The organism is Arsenophonus endosymbiont of Apis mellifera (assembly GCF_903968575.1).
In the GTDB taxonomy this organism is placed as follows: domain Bacteria; phylum Pseudomonadota; class Gammaproteobacteria; order Enterobacterales; family Enterobacteriaceae; genus Arsenophonus; species Arsenophonus apicola.
The window spans coordinates 77,659-98,075 of the sequence record NZ_CAJCFU010000078.1 but is presented as its reverse complement, the minus strand read 5'-3'; the positions used below and the strand labels follow the sequence as shown (position 1 = coordinate 98,075).

The following is a 20,417-nucleotide window of genomic DNA, read 5'->3' as shown; positions in this document are numbered from 1 at the left end:
ATCACTATTTAAATATGCTTGAAGCATTATATGAAAATAAATTAAAAAGTATAGTAAAAACGCCGATACATTTTAATAAAGAAGATATTATCCAGCATATAATTACCCTCAATGTAGAAGGTTGGCAAAATAAGACTGCGGCAGAAAAAGCAGAAGTATATGAAATGATTAATGCAGCAAATAAAATAATAAAAAAAGTTAATAGTGGCAAATCTACAATTAATCCAGAAATTGAAACATTAAATATTTATGCAATATCTGTTTTAGCATCTATTTATGAAACCGATGCACATGTGTTTGGTAAATTATCATTAGAGGATATTACATTAACTGAGTATGTTTATAGTTATAAAGATCAAAATGGTAGAACTCAAGTTGATACAACCACAATTTATGAATATATGTTACGACATATACAAGAAATTGATTCACCTTTCTCAAAAAGAGATCACATTAAACTAAAGTTTCCTGCTGAATTTCAACCCGGTTTAATATATTATTTAGAAGAAGAGTGTGAAAATATCAAAGCGCATTATTATATTATTAAAAATTTTCAAAAGTTAGAAAAAGAACTAAATGATATTAATAAGTTAATGCCAAGCTCAGCTCAATATTTGACTGATTTTTTATCTAATCTTAAGGATAAATATCAAGTTGAAAACCTTTCTTTAACAGATGAAGTAGATTATAAAATAACTAGAAAAGGTTTTGGATATTTAAGTACTTTTGATCCCGTTAGCAAATATAAAAAATTTACAATATATGATATTCTTGCTGGTAGGGATAAAAAATATATATCACATGAGTTAGGTTTCATGATGTATAATTTAGATAGAAATTTTCCAAATAAATATAATAAAAAAATAATCGAAGAAATCGATTCATTTGATGTTCAAAAGGATTATATTAATAATATAGAGGGATTAAAGAATAATGGTAATATGAAAAATAAATTTTATCATTATATCGATACGTTACTTAATGATTATAATAATAAAAATAAACCCTATTATCTTATCGAAAATAGCCCATCATTGTTAGTTTATGCACAGCGTGAAATAATGGATCGCACCGGAAATGACCCAATTAATTATCAAAATCTCCATCCAGAGAATACCCCAATTAGTGTGATCTCGACCATTACCGGTCAACGTCTCCAATTTAGTTCACTACGAGATATGAAAAATCAAATAAAAGATAATAAAGAAATAAGTGATTGGTTTAATTATCACTTTCCGGTAGCTCATAAAATGGTTGCTGCAGAGTTAAGACTAATAAAGAAGGGTAAGGATTATTCTTATTTATATGAGAATATATTAGAAATGTATCTTGCTGATATAGATGTATTAGTTTTTTCTCATAGTGAAAATAGCATATTTAACATATTCGAACATATTAAATTATTTATATTACCTGCTTTTTTTATGGAACCTGTAGCTGGATTTTTATATGGTAGTTTAATTACTGTGTTACCTTCATTTGGCCAGGCCGCTAATAGCGATACCCTAGAAGAGCGTAATAATTATTTAAATCAAGCCGCTTTTGCGATGGGTTTAGAAGTTGCGGGCGTGATCTCTCTTGTGGTTTTAAAAAAGATAATTTCTAAGGCAGGGACGCTCTATGCCAAGACTAAATTACCTAAACAAGTATTTGTTGCTCCAAATAATATTTTGGATGATTTATCCCATTATGGGATGAATCGAACTGTTACGGCTAGTTTAGTGCTAGGAATGAAAAAAATGACGTTACAATCACAGAATATTAATATTCTTAATAGCACCAACACTATGAGTTACATAGGATTGGCGCCAAGAAATCGGATAAGAGAGGCTATTCGCTCAAATATGCTGGCGGGAACAAAGTATGAAACGGCTGAACTTTATATTGCCGATATATTAAAGCAAGCAAATGTCATTACTGAGCTACAAGAACGCTCATTAATTGAAAATTTAAAGAAGGCCAAATATTATACTGATTTTTTGCGTAATAGTGATTTATTTAATGATGTGCAAAAAATAACTACCATAGATGATCTTTTGCAAATTAAACAAGGACAGCTTGTTGTTTTTACCAAAACAGTGGCTAATGCAGATAGGCCAGTACATGCGATGGTTAGTGTTGGTAATGGACGTTTTGCCGGTATAAAAAATAGCTTATTGGATGCCAGTTTAGGCGATGGTAAGAAAATTATTACGGCAGAACAATTAGGCCAATTTGAAGGCGGTATTTTAAAACATTCCGGTTCATTAGAAGCCGGTGGATTAAATGTCTGGGCTGGTTATCCTAAAGGAGCAAAATACAGTTATGGCCAACCGATAGACCAAGTTGCGAAAGATTTAGTCTCAGAGGCTATGACCGATTCAGCAAAATGTATTGCTGAGCTATTAGAGCGATCAGGTGAGTTATCTTCTGAGCAAGCGTTGGTATTTTATGGTGTGGCGAAATCGCTATATTCCTCCAGTAATCATCAAAAAACGCTACAAAAGTTGATGACTAATCAAAAACAAATTAATCATTATTCGGAATTGGCGTCGTTGCCTAAAGGTAGCCTAGTTGCTTTTCACGAAAATAATTATTCTGTTAAGAAATTAATGGTTAGCCTGGGTGATGGAAAATTTGCCATTAGGCATACCGATCGTTTGGAATTAATTTTTGGTGGTAATTTTACCCAACTTGCTGATGGTAAATTTGGTTCTTATCAAGTAACGGCAGGTAAGGTTAACTTATCGGCGATGCGACAAGCGTCATTGTTAGGTAAAGATTCCATGTTTGGTTTAAAAGGTAATAAATTACTGATTAGGGCCCATGGGGCACCATCGATTATTAATTATATGGATTCAATAGAACTTGCCGATGTTGTTAGAGGTTTAATGTTAAGAACAGAAGATACGATTGATTTACGTGCGGTCGGCGCTATCGAGTTACAATCATGCTTTGGCGCTTATGGCAGGTATCCTTCTGGGCAGGTTTTAGCCAATAAATTAGGCAAAAAAGTCACAGCTTACCCGCTAACATACAGTGAAAAGATTGCGCATAATCCCGAATGGTGGCGGCCGTATCCTAAAACATTTATGCCAGCGAGTGATTTAAATTTTACCCAACAATGGCTAATTAATCAGCAACACATGCGCAATCATAACTTTTGGAATAAATTACTTGGTCTCTACAAAAACCTTACAGTGATTAATAGTCGCATTGCCCGGGCAGCAGAGCATAATAAAATGGACAGCATTATTGAATCAATGACCAATGATATAGCAAAATTAGTGTTAAAAAAAATAAGCATTGATAATTTTTTACAATTGCATGCAGAATATTATAGTGACGGTTTAACAGAGGTTCCGCCCGCTGTAATAAAGTCAGCATTAGAAACTTTATTGGCTAAGGATACACCTAGTGATGAGCAAAGCTTTGCTGAACAGATAATCGCCGTTTTCTCATTAAATAGATATTCATTTCAGTTATTAGATAACTATCTCTCTAATATATAATTGCCCTTAACGCATGACAATGTTATTAGCCGGTGTAGAGGTAACTGATAATAAATTAGCTTATAAGTAAAATACCGGCGCATTGAATTCTGCTATCCATAACGATGATAGCAGAATAATTGCTGCTAAAAAGTCATTAAAGGGGTCTGGTGTTAAAACACCTTTTCGCTCATATATCTTAGCAATGAGTACGAAAATTTTTACTGTGTAATGCTGAATTTTGTACTTGTGTACTAAAACTTATTGCTGTGCTAGCAATAGGGTAAATATCTTATAAAATGACAGAGGCAAATTTTTTATTTAAATTTTTTTAAAAATGCTTTTATTTTTTTAATTAAATTTTAAATTAAAAATAAACACTAAAATAAGCAACTAAACTTCGCCATATTTTTATCTATTAATGAAATAGTATTAGCTTTAATGCCAAATTAAAAACTATCAAAATTATCTTTACTAATTATTTTAATAAGTAACAAAATAAAAAAATGACTTTATTGAATTTTTTGTTAATTGTTTTTTGTAAGATATTTATTTTAAGGATAATAAAATGACTAATATAGCCTTTAAAACTAGTCGTTGGACAAGAGCTGATGCTCTTAAAGTTTATATAGATGATCCAACAACAACCCAACCACTTATTGATTATAATTTTCCGGTTATGGATGAAACGTTGTTTATCTGGGATACCATGCCGCTTAGAACGCTAGATGGAACGATTGTTTCGGTTAATGGATGGTCAATCATCTTTACATTAACGGCTGAAAGACGTCCAGATTTATTTAAATATAAAGATGGTCGATATGATATAACGAGTGATTGGCATGATCGTCACGGCCGTGCTCGTATCTGTTTTTGGTATTCAAGGGATGGTCAAAGTTGGGAATTTGGCGGTCGAGTGATGCAAGAGGGGGTTTCACCTACCAGTAGGGAATGGGCTGGAACCCCGATTCTTATGAATGATAAAGGTGAAATAGAATTATATTATTCCTGTGTAACTCCTGGTGCATGTATGGCTAAAATTTGTGGACGGGTTGTTACATCGCAAACGGATGTTAGAATGGTCGGTTTTGACGAAGTGATCCCGCTATTCTCGGCGGATGGTTTTTATTATCAGACAGAAGAACAAAATCAATACTGGAATTTTCGCGATCCATGGCCTTTTATTGATCCTATCGATGGGAAGCTCTATATGGTTTTTGAAGGCAATGTGGCCGGTGAACGTGGCACACATATTATTACCAGTGATGATATGGGGGACATTCCGCCTGGATATGAAGAGGTTGGAGGGGCGCGTTTTCAGTGTGGTTGTATTGGAATTGCGGTAGCAAAAGACAAATCTGGTGAGAACTGGCAGTTACTTCCTCCATTGCTCACTGCTGTAGGTGTGAATGATCAGACTGAACGGCCACATTATGTATTTAAAGACGGTAAATATTATTTGTTTACGGTCAGTCATCAGTATACTTATGCCGACGGTTTAAATGGACCTGATGGTGTATATGGTTTTGTTAGTAACAACCTGACCGGACCTTATGAACCATTAAATGGCTCTGGTTTAGTTCTTGGCAATCCATCAGCTCGCCCTTATCAAACTTACTCACATTATGTTATGCCCAATGGCTTAGTTACATCATTTATTGATAATATTCCCAATCCTAATATTGATGATGGTAAAGGACAATATCGCATTGGTGGCACTGAAGCACCAACGATCCAAGTCAAAATTGAAGGAAACCGTACATTTATGGTGAAAGAGTTTGGCTACGGTTATATTCCGCCGATGGAGAATGTGGTAGTAAGAAAGAGATGCCGTGGTTAACTTGTTATAGTTGCTCAATTTATTTTAAATTCTTATCCAGATGAATAAAATTTAAGCAATCGTTTTTCTGACTAATTTGATATTTTTGTTATTTAATTTATTAATTTCAATTTATGCCTGAAAAATTAACCTATTTTTTAACATTAAAATATAACATTTAGTTGTTACTTTTGGGGGCTATTACCGCAGAGCAATTAGTCAGCAAGAAAGATCAAATTAATTTGATAGATAATTTAGATAATCCAGCATTGATGTAAAAGATTTTCACCTAATAGTCATTGAGAAATAAACGTTTATTCGATTTATAAGAAATGAATGCATTATCTATCTTCAAGCAATAAACGTAATTAATTTTATGATGAATTTTGAAAATGTTAATGAAAAATTATTAAAGATTGATCATATTATTGGTTGTTTAATTTAGATTTCCATTGGAATATTTAATTGTCAGATGTTAATTAGTTTAAGCATTTTTTATTCGCTTTGATTTAGTATGATTAGCATTCTCCTCTGTTTAAAGGAGAATGCTAAATTCTAAAATTGTGATAATTTTAATTTTGTAATATTAAGTGAGTTTTATCAACCGCAGACAAAAAATTAAAGCGGTAGACATTAATGTCACGCAAATAAAAGCCACAGGAAGTGTGAACATATGAGCAATACCGCCAATCAAAGCAGGTCCAAGTAAAATACCAGAATAACCTAGCGTAGACACTGCGGCTACAGCTAATGCTTCAGGCATTGCAGTTTGTTTTCCTGAGACAGTAAATAGCATAGGTGCAATATTTGATAATCCGAGACCTATTAGCATAAAGGCTATTGCTAATGTCCATAATGGACCATTGGCTACCAAAATAGCAAAACCAAATACTGCCATAAAACTACCATTAATAAATACCCGCTGAGCGCCCCATTGGCTAATTGCTTTATCGCCAAAGATGCGGCCAAAGGTCATCATAATGGCAAATAATGTATAGCCTAGTCCGGCATGATTAGGAGCAATATTCTGTTGACTGAGGAGTAAAATACCACTCCAGTCGAGCATGGAGCCCTCCATGATATAAGCGATACAACATAATAATCCCAAGATAATCACACTACCTTTTGGTAGGACAAAAAAAGGCGTGTCATTTGCGGTAGTATAATTGGTTAGGCCATTCCAGGTTGATATCATTAGTAAGCTTATAAATAATATAACTAATATAATTACTTGTAATGGTGTAGCGCCAAATGTTAATAACAAGCTAACGATGCCAGCACCAGCAAATCCTCCCAAGCTAAATAGGGCATGAAAACCTGACATTATTGGTTTTTGTGCTTGTTTTTCCGTAATCACCGCATGAATATTAACGACAACATCCATTGCACCAATACCCGCACCAAACAGAAATAGTGTGATTGCTAATGGTAAAACCGTTTCTATTGAAACGAGTGCTGCTAATGTTACCAGCACTAATATTGTCGCTAGAGTAAATATTCGCCGGCATCCAAAACGAGCTGCTAGCATCCCAGATAATGGCATCATTAATAAAGAGCCTAAACCAAAAGCCAGTAGTATCGCCCCCATGGTGCCATTTTCTACCTGTAGCCGTTGCTTAGCTAAAGGTATTAATGGTGCCCAGCTTGCTAAACTAAAGCCAGCAATAAAAAATGCTTTACGAGTCGCAATAATAGGCAAGTGCATAGCTCTCACGATATTTATTTCAGACACAACGAGTTCCTCGACAGCGAACAGACAGCTTAAAAATTGATTGAAAATTAGCTTTAGTTTTTCAGCTTAGCCAAATCCACTATCTTATCGAGATGGTTAATGATCGCAGTGGCCTGATGATAATTTTGCCCAGTAGATAACGGATGCGGCCAGGCATATATCTTACGCAGACCGGCATCATAAGCTGAACTGATACCTAAATCTGTATCTTCAATAACGATGGTGTTATTGATGTTAGCTTTTAGTTGAGTCATCATCGTGAGATAGGGTTCTGGATGAGGTTTGGTATATTTAACATCATTACCTGCAATCAATTTAATGGGGGTTAATAGTCCAAGTAAATTTATGTTAGCTAAACATACATCACGTGGCGCCGTAGAAACGAATCCAAATGGAATATGTCGTTGTTCCAGTAGATTAATTAAATCAATGACCCCAGGTCGCAAATATTTTTTAGCTAATTTAGCTTTATAGGTTTCAATCACTTGAGCGGAAACCGATGGTTGCTGTTCTGGTGGGATACCAATATATGATAAGGTTTCCTCTAAACTTAGCCCAATTAATTGTTGAGCTTCAACATGCTGAGTTTGCTCAGTTGCCACAGTGCGTAGAACGTCAAAATGTAATTGTTCGCTATCAACAATAACACCGTCTATATCAAAAATAACTGTCAGTTTATCCATTTTACTATTCTGCTTATCTGCTAATTAATATTAGATAGTCGTAGTAGTACTTTGCAGTTGGGAGCTTCAAGTGGAACCATTGTTTTATTATTAATATCACAGCCAACGGTACGAAAAGCGGATAGATAATCGGAAAAACTGAAGGTATGGCTTATTAGTTTTTCTGCCGGGATCTGTTTATCGCGGATCATCGCGTAAGCACGTTCGAAGCTATTATTTAGTGAATCAATTGAACCTATTATCGATAAACTTTTATCAGCGATTTTTAGTACGTCTAGCGTTGCTTTTTTATCTTTTAAGGCAACATTAAGTAATTTACCGCCAGGGGCCAGGTGAGAAATGAGTAATTCGGTAATTTGGCCGGTAGTATCAATACATAAATCTATTTGACTATTGCTTGTACCATACTCTTGTTCTATTGCTGACTCAAAATCATGATAAATTTTGCTATTGGGTGGTAAATTTTTACTGGCAAACTGATAGCGGTGGGAATTTTTTTCAACAATAAATGCATTTACACCACGTTGATGAAGTACCCATAAATAGAGCATTCCCATTGGGCCTGCTCCAATTACAGCAGCACGAATATTAGTATGGGTAATGGCTAGTTTATCAACACCGGTAATGGTACAACTCAAGGGCTCAGTGAGTGAGGCCGCCTCCATACTGACATGCTCGTCTAACTTAATTAAAAAAGCTTCATTAGCTCGATATTGATCAGCAAAAGCGCCATCGTAAGAAACACCGGCTTCAGTCCCCATTTTCATTTCACAATGATTAGGATTACCGGTTAAACACATCCGGCATTTTTGGCAGGCATAAGTTGGATTGATAACAACCCGATCGCCAACTTTAAATTTAGTGACATTCTTACCAATTTCAGTTACTACGCCACTGACCTCATGACCGAGCGTAGTTCCCGCTATCGCAACTGGATAATTATCATTAATAATACCGATATCTGTCCCACAAACACCACATACTGCGATATTAACAATCACATCATCAGCCTCTTGGCAATGCAGAGCAGGGGTTTCATGGATATTGATTTGCCAAGCTTGTGAATATTTGAGTGCCTTCATGGTATCATTACCTCTGGTTTATTTGATTTTAACTGACTCATTTCATTAAACGTGATATCCAATTTATTGATAATTTCATCTATATGTTGGCGGGTACAAATGAGTGGTGGACGTACTTTTAGGGTGCAACTTTTACCATAACGCGATCCTCGAATGATAAGATGATGCTTGTTAGCGAGATCAATAATTTGAGCTGCGTATTCTGGTGATGGTGTGTCGAAGCCAAACATATATCCAAGGCCACGTACTTTAGTAATATCATCGTGCTTATTTTGTAATGCAATTAAACTATCTCGTAAATAACCTTCATTTTGTTGTACATTAGCCAAAATATTTTCATCTTCGATGATATCAATAATTTCATTAAGTGCGGTTAAGGCTAATGGATTGGCACCAGAAGTACTTGAGTGCTCATAGAATTCAAGCACATCTAATTCTTCTTTCATTAAAATGCCGCCTGTTGGAATGCCAATTCCGCCTGCACCCTTAGCAAAAACAATAATGTCAGGATCAAGATCCTTGGCATAACCATTAGAGGCAAAGAACGTACCAGTACGACCAAAGCCGGTTTGTACTTCATAAGCAATAATAATAATGCCGTATTTATGACAGACATCTCTTATATAGCGGTAGAAATCAGTGGGTATAACAATATTTCCACCATTACCCATAACAGGCTCAATAATAAGACAAGCAATATTGTCATTAGAGCCGAGTTGGATAATTTGATCGAGATCGGGATAAGACGCTAATATATTTGTGTCTTCAGCACCGGCTAGCAGGCTAGGCGGCATAGGAATTTTAAGCGATCCTTCAATATTAATGCGAAAATTTTTGATTCGAAAAGCATTACCGGATATTTGTGCCGTTGCCAGCGATTGGCCATGATGGGCCAGGTATAGTGAAATGACGCCAGAGCGGCCAGTCGCTTTTTGTGCCATCCTTATTGCACCTTCAACAGCACCCGATCCTGAAACATCTCTAAACCAAATACGATTGATTTTTTCAGGAAGATATTTGATTAATTTTTGTAGAATACAAATTGACATTTCACGGGTATAGGCAGAGCTTAAATGGGTACAGCGATCTATTTGCTGCTTTAGTTTATCGGCTATTCTTTTATTAGTGTAGCCAAGTGGTAGATTGAATGTCCCTGAAGCTGCATCAATATATTTATTTCCATCTATAATTAAGTAGGGACCCTCACCTTGGTATTTAGCAATAAGAGTTTCAAAGGTTTTCTGCATAATATTAAAGCCTCCAATTTAGTTAATATAATATATTTTATGATTTTATAATTATTGTTTATTAATAAATATCAAAAAATAAATCAAAAAAATGACAATTACATGCCAGTTAAAAAATAATAAAAATTAATCAGTGTTAAATTAATGAATTTTAACTTACTTTATTATTTTTTCTTTTTAAATCAATGTTTTGGTTTTTGTTAATTGAGTGTATTTAATGGATTGATTTGAATTTTTATAATCGTAATATAAGTTATCATATAGATGTGATATTAAAAATAATAATTTAAAATTAAAGATTTTGTTGATTCATCTCTATTATGATTTCTTTAATTAAAAAATTAAACAGATAATATTTTTTTTTACAGAGGATGTTAATTTTTTTAAAATATTATTTGATTATAAATATCGATTGATATTTTAAATTAATATTTTACATGATTAGAGTAATAATTATTTAAAAAATAACTTTAATTAACTAATCAGAAAAATAGTTTAACAACCAGTTAGTGGCCCTTAAATCGATGTTAGATGCTTTGTTGTTAGGCAAAATATCGACCACAACGTTTTTCCAATCTGTTTTGCCAGATAAAAATATTTTATTTTTTGTTATTTACTATATTATACTGTTTTTTTATACAGTATTATTATGGTGATTGATATGGGTAATTTGCCTTTATTTTTAGATAAGATTGCTTGTGGCTTTCCATCTCCTGCTCAAGATTATGTTGAAAAGCGGCTTTCTTTAGATAAACAATTAATTCGTTTTCCTGAAAGTACCTATTTTTTGCGGGCATCGGGTCATTCGATGAAAGATGCCGGGATCTTAGATGGAGATTTGCTGATTGTGGAGTGCCATAACACAGCAAAACAGGGTGAGATTGTGATTGCCGAATTAAATGGAGAATTTACATGTAAATATTTACAATTATCTCCATTTAAAGCACTTCTTTCAGCTAATGCTGTTTATCCGCCGATTGTTATCAATGAAGATATGTCTGTACGTATTTTTGGTGTTGTCAGATATGCTATTCATTATTTTTGAGTAATAAAATGTTTGCCCTGATTGATGTTAATAGTTTTTATGTATCTTGCGAACAAGTTTTTCAGCCTGATTTAAAAGGAAAACCAACGGTTGTTCTTTCTAATAATGATGGTTGTGTTATCTCACGTTCTGAGCAAGCCAAAGCTTTTATAAAAATGGGAGCACCCTGGTTTGAAATTGAGTCGATGGTTAAAGCTAACAATATAGCGGTATTTTCCTCCAATTATACCTACTATGCTGATATGAGTATGCGTGTCATGGAAGTGTTAGCCTCTTTGGTACCCAAATTAGAAGTTTATTCTATTGACGAGGCATTTTGTGATCTCACTGATATTGACTCATTACACGATTTAACCCAATTCGGTTGTTATCTACAACAACAAATTATGCAGCGCTGTCATTTGCCTATTGGGGTAGGGATAGCCACGACAAAGACGTTAGCTAAATTAGCCAATTTTGCCGCCAAGCAATGGAAAGGTGCAAAAGGTGTTGTTGATCTTAGTCAACGCGATAGGCAACAAAAATTAATGTCTTTAATTGCCGTTGATGAAGTGTGGGGGATAGGTCGAAAATTAGCCAAAAAATTAAAATTAATGAATATTAAAACGGCATTAGATTTAAGCCAGATGCCGCCAAGCGATGCGCGCAAATTTGGTTCTGTCATATTAGAAAGGACAGTCCGCGAATTAAATGGCGTTGCGTGTTTAACATTAGAACAGCAACAAAAAGCCAAAAAGCAGATAATTTGTTCTCGCTCTTTTGGCCGTAAGATCAGTGAGTTTGAATTTGTTAGACAAAGTATTTGTGCGCATGCAGAGCGTGCAGCAGAAAAATTAAGGCAACAAAGACAATGCTGTCGTTTTGTTAGAATTGCGATCCAAACTAGTCGTTTCTCATCAAGCGAGCCGGCTATTTATCGATATGCGAGCAAAATATTGTCTTATCCAACGCAAGATAGTCGAGATATTATTAAGGCGGCAACGGAGATTTTACTGCAGATATGGCAGCCGGGGATTAGATATAGCAAAAGTAGTGTCATGCTAAGTGATTTTAGTGAACCAGATTTGAGCCAACTTTCTCTTTTTGCAACAGAAAAGCCATTAGCTAACGCGTATTCCCTTATGCAAGTGATCGACACTATCAATCAAAATCAAATTGGCAAAATAGGCTTTGCCGGGCAAGGGCTGATTAATAAAAAATATCCCTGGGTAATGAAGCAAGAATATCTTTCTCCTCATTGGACGACAGATATTAATCAAATACCTATTGTAAAATGCTAATATAAGAAACGATTTGGCGATATTTAAGCTGTTGTATTTAGCCGCTGTGTTTGAAAAGCGTTGGTGATTTCACATCCCCTGCTAATGGCTATTATGTTGAGCGTATCGGATTTTTATTAAACAAATTCAATAGCGTTTTTTAATCTAATAGTTGGTAGCTATTTTTTAATAATCGATGATTTATTTATCATATCTGTACATTACATTCCACAATTAACTAATTTTTATCACCATAAAACAATCGATTAATAAATTATTTATTCATGTTTTCGATAACTATTTTTAACAAAAAATAACATTGAATTATATAATTTAACATTAATTAAAATTAAATATTGGAATGTCTCATGTAATTAGTAAACTCAAACACCTCATCAACTAACCGGTTATCTTCTGCATCAGATGTTGCGCAACGCGATAAAAAAGTAGCTGAAAATAGCGCCAATGAAGAAAGCTCAACGGATAATTCAATAAATTCAGACAGTATAATACCGCATGATGGAGAAACATCGTTAATTTCAGCGTCAAATAATTCTGCCACCTCGTATGAGTATGATAGTGCTGCGCTTATCAAACAATTACATCATAAATTACCAACAGTCATATCATTATCAACAGAAGATTTTTATTATTCTGTTAACGATGAACAGGTTAGACTCTTATGTGGCCTGCTAACCGAAGAAGGTTATATCACATGCCAACCTTGCGATATTATTTTAGTCAGTGAGTTGGTAAATCATGTCATTGATTATCTGATCCGCTATAAAGATAATGAAGAGCAGATAGCCAAGCTCGCTAGGGTACTATTAAAACCATTAGGTGAATATGGCGCTAATCCAGAGGAAAAAATTTCTTCTGTCCGCCAGCAAGCAGTCATTGCCAATTGGTTACAATATGCCGTATTAGGTATGACAATTGAGGCATGGATATTAAAACAAATCAGTGATATCCCATTCCAAGAACAAAAATCATTAGGTGAAAATGGTGCTGATCCAGAGGAAAAAAATTTTTCTACACAGCAGCAAGCAACTGCCAATTGGTCATAAACTACTAGATTAGATATATTATCTGAAGCATGGAAATTAAAACAAATCAGTGGGATCCCATCACAAGAACAAAAACCATTCAGTGAAAATGGTGTTAATCCAGATGAAAAAATTTCTTCCGTCCGGCAGCGATCAATTATTACCGATTGGTTACAATATGCTTTATTAAGTATGTCATCTGATGCATCGTTATTAAAAAAAAGTAGTGATATCCAATCACAGGAACATTCTCTCCTACGCCATGCTAATCTGCGACGGCGGTTATTCGAACAACTCAATAGTCAGAATGAGTCTGGTAAATTGTCGCCTGAAAGCTGCACTTATTTTCAACAGCAAGTTATTAATCATATCATGCCCATATTTACGCTACAGATTAAGGCGGATAAGGGGGCGGAAAAACTAGCAGAGATGATGATAGATCAACCAGAATGGGGCTATTTACATGCTGGAATGGCGCTATTAAAGGAAAGTGGTGCTGACATTAAGGGCATGAGCCTGGAAGAGATTAGCAATAATGGTATGCTGCTGGCCGCACTTTTGCAGGAAGAGCGTGTTAGCGCTGAATATAAGCGATACTTCAAAATACCGGCTATGATCCATGAGCAATTAAATAGCAAAGATTTCTTTCCCGCGACGACGTTGGAGATGACCAACGTTTATAACAATTATTTTGATTATTTAACGCAATCTGAACAAAACAATCCTTTTATCAAACTGATTAATTTATCAAAAAATTGGCAAAGCCGGCCAGAGCTTGCCCGCGAACAATTAAAAGCACATGATATTAGTGAGAACTGGTTAGATGAATATTTATATCACAATAGAGAAGTTGCTTTTATTAATCGACGGGGAGAAGAGCCATTATTACCCAATATAAATAAAGTTTTTGCCGATCAAAACCAGCAAATTGCTAAATTTACCGAACAGGCAGAAAAGATCTTACTGCCCATTGCTTTTAATTCAATCAGACAAACTGAACAAATCTTTATTGAACAGGCTGATATTCAACTGATTAAGGCCGAATTTAATGCTATTGGTAGTTATCGCAGTTACTCTATGGGAAAAGCAAGGCTGGGAATGGCTGCGGGTGGATTAGTAACCCGGGTACCTGAATCGATTGATCTGCTAAAGTGTACGCTTAATGGCGAAAAACGGATATACGCGTTAACCCTTGAGCAGGGTATAGGGTGTTATAAGTTATATCGTGTTGATGAGGATAAACTGTCAATTCTTGGCCTCTTTGGCCATGATGGTCGAGCCTATGATGATGATTATATATTAAAAACGCATCCTATTTTGACCTTAAAAACAACAAATGATAAACCCAACATACTGTTCGAAAAATTGGCTAAGCGGCGCAGTGAACGATTATACGAAAAACTACAAAAGGAAGGTTATCAGGCAACAACTCGGCAAAAAGTAGACGCTTTTTTCTTAAGTCTTATACCACTTTATACCTGTATTACTGAAGCCCAAAATGCGAATGCAGGGAAAGCGATTGAAGCCGGTTTATTAGATATCTTAGGCTTTTTACCGTTTATTGGCAAAAGTGTTCAAGTTGGTAGCCGGTTCAGCATCGCGATGGGAGAAGCAGCAGTTAATGGCTTACGAACTGGATTAATGCAGACTACACTCAGACAAGCATTACGGCAAGGAGGAGAACAATTTGTTAAGTTTGGCATTCCTCATGTTATGAATAGGGTACCACAAAAAACTTATATTAACTTAGGGGTTACTTTTTTACGTAGTACTGATCCGGGTTTTGGATTGTTAGCTTCGGGTGGCATAAAAGGGGTTAATGCGTTAAAAAATGCGGCAAAGTATTTACAACATAAAATTAAAGGATTAAGCCCATTAATCAAGGCGTTGGAAAAAAAGGCAAAAGATTTGGCTGTTGAGTCCGTTAAGTCGTTCAAGGTGGAGACAGCTTATCATCCTGAATTGGGAAAAGAAGTTCAGGTGGTTAATATCGGCCAGCAGCGAGGTAAAGACATTTGGGTACGAATCAATTTGGAAAACAATACCCTCTTGGGGCGAAAATATCTGCGTAATTCTGCTGGTGAGCTGGAATTAGCACCGGTACCAATCCACGAGCGGCTGTATCAACTAAAAACCCAAGGAATGGGCGGTAAAGGGGCAAGTAGAGCCGCTCAAAGATGGTCGATGGAATCTAAGCAAATATTAGGCTCGACAGCAAATGTTGAGCGATTAAATAAGCTAAAAGAATTAATTGTTAATCGGGAGGCTAACACGGTTATCAATTTATTTAATGCGGATTTGAGTAATATAAACTTTTCCAGTTATTTTGATAAGGTTAAAGTAACGATAGACCTCTCATTAGCGAACCTATCTAAGGCTAATTTAAGTAATAGTAACCTATATAAAGTTAATCTGATGAAAGCTAATTTGGATACTGCTAACTTGGCTGAAACAAATCTACAGTATTCAAATCTAACCGAAGCGTCAATGGTAGGCGTTAACCTATGCGATGCTAAATTGAATGAATCTATTTTAATCAAGGTTGATCTAAGGTCTGCTGAGCTAACAAAAGCGACCTTAAATGGCGTTGATCTGACCGAAGCTAAGCTCAAAAGTAGTAAGCTGGTAGAAGCGAAGATGATTTTTAGTAAACTAAATAACGCTGATTTAAGTATTGCTAATTTAAATAATGCAATACTGATTAATGCTGATTTGACGCATGCTAATCTAGTTGGTGCTAATTTGACATCTGCCGATATGACAGCAGCGACACTCACTAAAAGCAACTTGAATGATGCTGAATTAAAAAACGCAATCCTTAATAACGCTGATCTTACTAAAACTAAATTGCATGGCGCTAAATTAATTGACGCTCAATTGGAAAACGCTAATCTGACAGAAGCTAGACTAGGGCAGGCTAACTTATCTCGGGCTAACTTAGCCGGTGCGAAGTTGATAAAAGCTAACTTGGCTGACAGTAGGATGGTTAATGCTACTTTGTCCAATGCCGATCTATCGAATGCTTATCTAGTTGATGCTGAGTTAATGAATGCTAAATTAATGAATGCTAATTTACATGAGGCTAATCTCACTCATGTGAAGTTGGTTGAGGCTGACTTAACTGGAGCTAAATTAATTAAAACTCGATTAGAGCATGCTATTTTGTTTAAAGCTAATCTAAACAATGCAGATCTAACGCACGCGAAAATGCAGCAGATTGATTTAGCGGCAGCTGATTTGAGTGATGCTGTTCTCAATGGTGCGGATATGAGAGAAGCTAAATTGGCGAACGCGAATTTAATTAACGCACAATTACAGGGCGCTGATCTTACTGAGGCTAAACTAACAGAAGCTGTTCTAAAGGCCGCAGATCTGACGGATGTTAAGTTAATAAACGCTGAATTAAATGGTGCTAATTTGACTCGTGCTACGCTAATTGGCGTAGATCTGCATGGCGCGCATCTGATTGAAGTTAAATTTAACGGCGCTAACATGGCTAAAGCCGATTTGACAGACGCTGATCTTACTGACGCCGAATTGAATAATGTTAATCTGACTGGTGCTAATTTAACTAAGGTTAAATTAGGTGGTGCTAAGTTAATAAAAGCACAATTGGATGAAGCTAATCTATCTAACGCTCTATTGATTGAAACTGATTTAACGGAAGCTAGGCTGGTAAAAGCGAATTTACATAGTACGGTTTTATTCAAGGCTAATTTGACTGGTGCTGATTTGAGCGAAGCTAAATTGATTGAGGCTGATCTATTAGAAGCTGATTTGAAAAATGCTAATTTAACTGCGGTTAAAATGCATCGAGCGAATTTATCCAAGGCTCAATTGACAAATGCCACCCTGACTGAGGCAGATTTGACTGAAGTTAAGTTGAATGGTGCTAGTCTAATTAATGCTAACTTAAATGGCGTTGATCTAACCAAGGCGGAACTAAAAGAGGTCGATCTGACTAAAGCTGATTTATCGGCTGCTACCTTGACAGAAGCGAAATTAGAAGACACTAATCTGACTGAGTCTAATTTGACACAGGCTAAGTTGAATAAAGCCAGTATGCAGCTAGTTAATTTGACCAAGGCGGAATTAAATGGTGCAAAATTATGTAATGCTGACCTAAGTAAAGCTAAACTCACTGGCGCTAACATGGCTAACACTAAATTGGATGAAGCGATATTTATTGCTGCCGAGTTGAATAATGTAGATTTGACTAAAGCGAGTATGCGATTGGTTGATCTAAGGGAGGCCAACTTAAGACGCGCTAAATTGAATGATGCTGATCTAACGGGGGCTAAGCTGAGGAACGCGAAGCTAGAGAACACTGAATTAATCAATACAAATCTGTCTAAGACTGATCTATTCCAGGCGGAATTAAGTCAAGCAAAATTAACTGAAGCCAATCTATATAAGGCAGATTTGATTAAAGCGACTTTGACTAAGGCTAAATTAAGAGGCGCTAAATTAAATAAGGCTAACTTGACTGAGGTCACCATGGATCAGGCTGATTTATCTCAGGCTGATTTGAGTAATGCTGCGCTCTATAATGCCAGTCTGAGCGGAGTAAACTTCAGTAACGCTGTATTAAATAATACAAAATTGAATGGCGCTCATCTGGTTACTGCTATTTTAACTGAGGCTGATCTGACGAATGCTAATCTGACAGATGCTAAATTGATGTATGCAGATTTAACCGGCGCTAATTTAACTGGGACTAATTTGACTAATGCTATTCTGATTGACGCTAAATTAAATAAAACAAAATTGGCTAATACCAATCTAACCGGCGTTAAATTAATTGGCAATCAACTGGCAGACGTTCAGTGGCAGGGAATTAAGCTAGCAAATGCTGATCTAAATAGAGTGAAAATGTATCATGCCAATCTGAGCAAGGCCGATCTTACTAATACCAAATTAGTGGATACCGAGCTAACAGCAGCCAATCTAACTGAAATAAAATTAAATAAAGCGAATTTGTCTAATGCTAACCTAAAAGCGAGTAAACTGATTCGGGCTGATTTGCAGAGTGCTAAACTAAAAAACGCCAATTTGACTAACGCAATATTAACTGATGCTAATCTTGATGGTGCTGACTTGAGTGGCGTGACGTTAGTCGGTACTGATATTAGAAATGTTGATCTCAGTAAGACGACGTTAACACAATTACATATTAGGAATACTGATTTTACTGGCACGGTTCTCAACGACACATTTACCCTTGGTCTTCCTACCAACTGGAATGACGATAAGCTAGATTTGATGCTTAACCATTTTAATAATCCTGGCAGTATTTTAACCAGCATTAATAGTATTGATAATGCCTATGATAAATTAAAAACGCAGCTGGTTATTCAATTAATTCACTCTCTGGATCAGCCCGGCATTAATCTTAATCGGGTCACGTTACCATTATTAGATATTATCGCTAGATTGCCGTTTATAAAAAATCAGCAAATCAATCAGTTTGTTAATAAACTGCTAGATAATTACTTGAAGGATTACTCATCAGAATTGCTAAGTGCGTTAGAAGCGCATCCGACAATAGTTAATAGTTTACTCAATTATTTCGAGCAAAAGCCGAGCTTGATGGTGTTGCCAGGATTTCATAGTAGTTTTATGCAAACTTTGCTGGCGGCAAGAACTCAAGGTCTTGATGTTGCGAACGCGGGGCTAGCTTGTAATTTGTATGAAAAATATTTAAAACTACCTGAAATTCAACAACAACTGCAATATGAACAAATTAAAGATATTTTTGGTGATTATGCCGGTAATGTAGATTGGTCAGATAACAGTGCGCAAAACTATCTGTTTTTATCGCCGACTAAGCCAGGCAGAGTATTAGTTGTTGCTGAAAATATCCTGTCACAAATGTTACATCCTAATTCAGCAACCAAATGGGATAATATTTATCGCTTTCAGGATGGTGAATATTTAAGCTTTAGCGAATCTAACATAGATAAATGCTACAACGAAGAGTTTCCTCTATTCTCTAAATATTATACCTATAATCATCATCAGGCTACATTTCGTAAGTTAATCGAGGCGCTGGATTTGGGTGACCAACTTAAACCTCTGTTTCATGATGCCTTAAAAAACAATACATTTACGACAAAACTAGTCGATGATGCCTCGCAACAAGCATTAAGTAATGTTTTTTCTAAGGTACTTAATTTTGCTGATAATAGTTTAACAAGCGAAAATTATAGCCAGATCATGAAATTATATGGTTTGACCGCCAGCTCAGAGAGAGAAAAAGCGGAACATCTATTCTCACTATCAGCCGTTTTTACCCGTTATTCCTCCAGCACTATATTTGGCACTGAGCATCATTCGCCATTAATGCTAAGGTACTATGCCTACGCTTTAATGGAACAAGCCCACAAATGTGATCCAACACTAATTGGTCAAAATTTATTTAATGATTGGAAGGCGCGATTATTAGGAACAGGGGATGCTTTCACTTGTACGGCGCTTTTATCTGATGTGATGATTGAGCGAGCAAGAGAACGTTGTAATGAAGTTTTAAAAAGGATCCAACCACCGGCCTGGCGGTAAGGATTCTTATATATTAATCAGTTACTAAATAAAATGGCACTGGTGTTATTTATCACAGTGCCACCATTGAAATACCACTATTTTTGCTTAGCCAGTTTTTCATTGATTACGGCTAACAGATTAGCATATCACTAGTTAATAATATTATTTATTGTCACTATCTTTAATCTAACCATAGTAAAATATCTTTATTATTTTGCTGAATTTTTATTAGTAAAAAATATTGGTATATAAAATAAAAAAACATTAATTAAATATTGAAAAACCTTTGATCAAAAGAAGAAAAGTATTGCTAATCAGTAAATTTAAATAACTTGTAATAAGATAATAGTGAAGTCGTTAATAATAGAGGAAGTTATTATTCTATTATTAAAGTAATTTATTGAAAATTTATAACTCTATTTAATGTCAAAATTATATGCTCTTCTATAATTATTTTTCAATTTTTATTTTGGGACGACAAATAAATAGAGGAT

The 20,417-nt window shown here is 35.4% G+C and carries 11 protein-coding genes; 6 read left to right on the top strand and 5 right to left on the bottom strand.

Going from position 1 to position 20,417, the window contains the following annotated elements:
- Positions 1-14 precede the first annotated feature (14 nt).
- A complete protein-coding gene (locus tag H1X92_RS13035) occupies positions 15-3,491 on the top strand; it encodes a hypothetical protein (protein ID WP_180560548.1) in 3,477 nt (1,158 codons plus the stop codon).
- A gap of 547 nt (positions 3,492-4,038) precedes the next feature.
- Positions 4,039-5,310 carry a glycoside hydrolase family 68 protein gene (locus H1X92_RS13030; protein WP_180560547.1) on the top strand — a complete coding sequence of 424 codons (1,272 nt, stop codon included), beginning with the start codon at positions 4,039-4,041 and terminating at the stop codon, positions 5,308-5,310.
- Positions 5,311-5,875: 565 nt separating this feature from the next.
- Here H1X92_RS13030 and H1X92_RS13025 read toward each other — a convergent pair.
- From H1X92_RS13025 to H1X92_RS13010, 4 genes are all read right to left on the bottom strand, one after another.
- Positions 5,876-6,994 (bottom strand): MFS transporter, encoded by a 1,119-nt coding sequence (locus tag H1X92_RS13025; protein ID WP_180560670.1) that lies wholly within the window; start codon positions 6,992-6,994, stop codon positions 5,876-5,878.
- 80 nt (positions 6,995-7,074) lie between these two features.
- Positions 7,075-7,704, bottom strand: a complete 630-nt coding sequence (locus H1X92_RS13020; RefSeq protein ID WP_180560546.1) for an HAD family hydrolase — start codon at positions 7,702-7,704, stop codon at positions 7,075-7,077.
- Positions 7,705-7,724: 20 nt separating this feature from the next.
- Positions 7,725-8,786: a zinc-dependent alcohol dehydrogenase gene (locus H1X92_RS13015; protein ID WP_180560545.1), complete on the bottom strand. Its 1,062-nt coding sequence runs from the start codon at positions 8,784-8,786 to the stop codon at positions 7,725-7,727.
- Positions 8,783-10,033 carry a class-III pyridoxal-phosphate-dependent aminotransferase gene (locus H1X92_RS13010; RefSeq protein ID WP_180560544.1) on the bottom strand — a complete coding sequence of 417 codons (1,251 nt, stop codon included), beginning with the start codon at positions 10,031-10,033 and terminating at the stop codon, positions 8,783-8,785. Before H1X92_RS13010 ends, H1X92_RS13015 begins: the two co-directional genes overlap by 4 nt.
- A 661-nt stretch (positions 10,034-10,694) precedes the next feature.
- On the opposite strand from H1X92_RS13010, the gene umuD reads away from it, so the two are divergent.
- Positions 10,695-11,078: a translesion error-prone DNA polymerase V autoproteolytic subunit gene (gene umuD, locus H1X92_RS13005; protein WP_225507002.1), complete on the top strand. Its 384-nt coding sequence runs from the start codon at positions 10,695-10,697 to the stop codon at positions 11,076-11,078.
- An 8-nt stretch (positions 11,079-11,086) separates the two neighbouring features.
- Positions 11,087-12,358 carry a translesion error-prone DNA polymerase V subunit UmuC gene (gene umuC / locus H1X92_RS13000; protein ID WP_180560542.1) on the top strand — a complete coding sequence of 424 codons (1,272 nt, stop codon included), beginning with the start codon at positions 11,087-11,089 and terminating at the stop codon, positions 12,356-12,358.
- Positions 12,359-12,686: 328 nt separating this feature from the next.
- Here the strand turns inward: umuC and H1X92_RS12995 are convergent, their stop codons facing one another.
- Positions 12,687-12,899, bottom strand: a complete 213-nt coding sequence (locus tag H1X92_RS12995) for a hypothetical protein (protein WP_180560541.1) — start codon at positions 12,897-12,899, stop codon at positions 12,687-12,689.
- A 187-nt stretch (positions 12,900-13,086) separates the two neighbouring features.
- On the opposite strand from H1X92_RS12995, the gene H1X92_RS12990 reads away from it, so the two are divergent.
- Together H1X92_RS12990 and H1X92_RS12985 are read left to right on the top strand one after the other, a co-directional pair.
- The gene (locus H1X92_RS12990) at positions 13,087-13,404 is read left to right on the top strand and encodes a hypothetical protein (RefSeq protein WP_180560540.1); all 318 of its coding nucleotides are present in this window, start codon (positions 13,087-13,089) and stop codon (positions 13,402-13,404) included.
- A 171-nt stretch (positions 13,405-13,575) separates the two neighbouring features.
- Positions 13,576-19,941, top strand: coding sequence for a pentapeptide repeat-containing protein (locus H1X92_RS12985; protein WP_180560539.1), 6,366 nt, complete (start codon positions 13,576-13,578; stop codon positions 19,939-19,941).
- The last annotated feature ends 476 nt before the right edge of the window (positions 19,942-20,417 follow it).

Bases quoted from the DNA above. Each gene is read 5' to 3' on its own strand.
- H1X92_RS13025 (WP_180560670.1), bottom strand. From the start codon at position 6,994: ATGCACTTGCCTATTATTGCGACTCGTAAAGCATTTTTTATTGCTGGC.
- H1X92_RS13035 (WP_180560548.1), top strand. From the start codon at position 15: ATGCTTGAAGCATTATATGAAAATAAATTAAAAAGTATAGTAAAAACG.
- umuC (WP_180560542.1), top strand. From the start codon at position 11,087: ATGTTTGCCCTGATTGATGTTAATAGTTTTTATGTATCTTGCGAACAA.
- H1X92_RS13015 (WP_180560545.1), bottom strand. From the start codon at position 8,786: ATGAAGGCACTCAAATATTCACAAGCTTGGCAAATCAATATCCATGAA.
- H1X92_RS13030 (WP_180560547.1), top strand. From the start codon at position 4,039: ATGACTAATATAGCCTTTAAAACTAGTCGTTGGACAAGAGCTGATGCT.
- umuD (WP_225507002.1), top strand. From the start codon at position 10,695: ATGGGTAATTTGCCTTTATTTTTAGATAAGATTGCTTGTGGCTTTCCA.
- H1X92_RS13020 (WP_180560546.1), bottom strand. From the start codon at position 7,704: ATGGATAAACTGACAGTTATTTTTGATATAGACGGTGTTATTGTTGAT.
- H1X92_RS13010 (WP_180560544.1), bottom strand. From the start codon at position 10,033: ATGCAGAAAACCTTTGAAACTCTTATTGCTAAATACCAAGGTGAGGGT.
- H1X92_RS12985 (WP_180560539.1), top strand. From the start codon at position 13,576: ATGTCATCTGATGCATCGTTATTAAAAAAAAGTAGTGATATCCAATCA.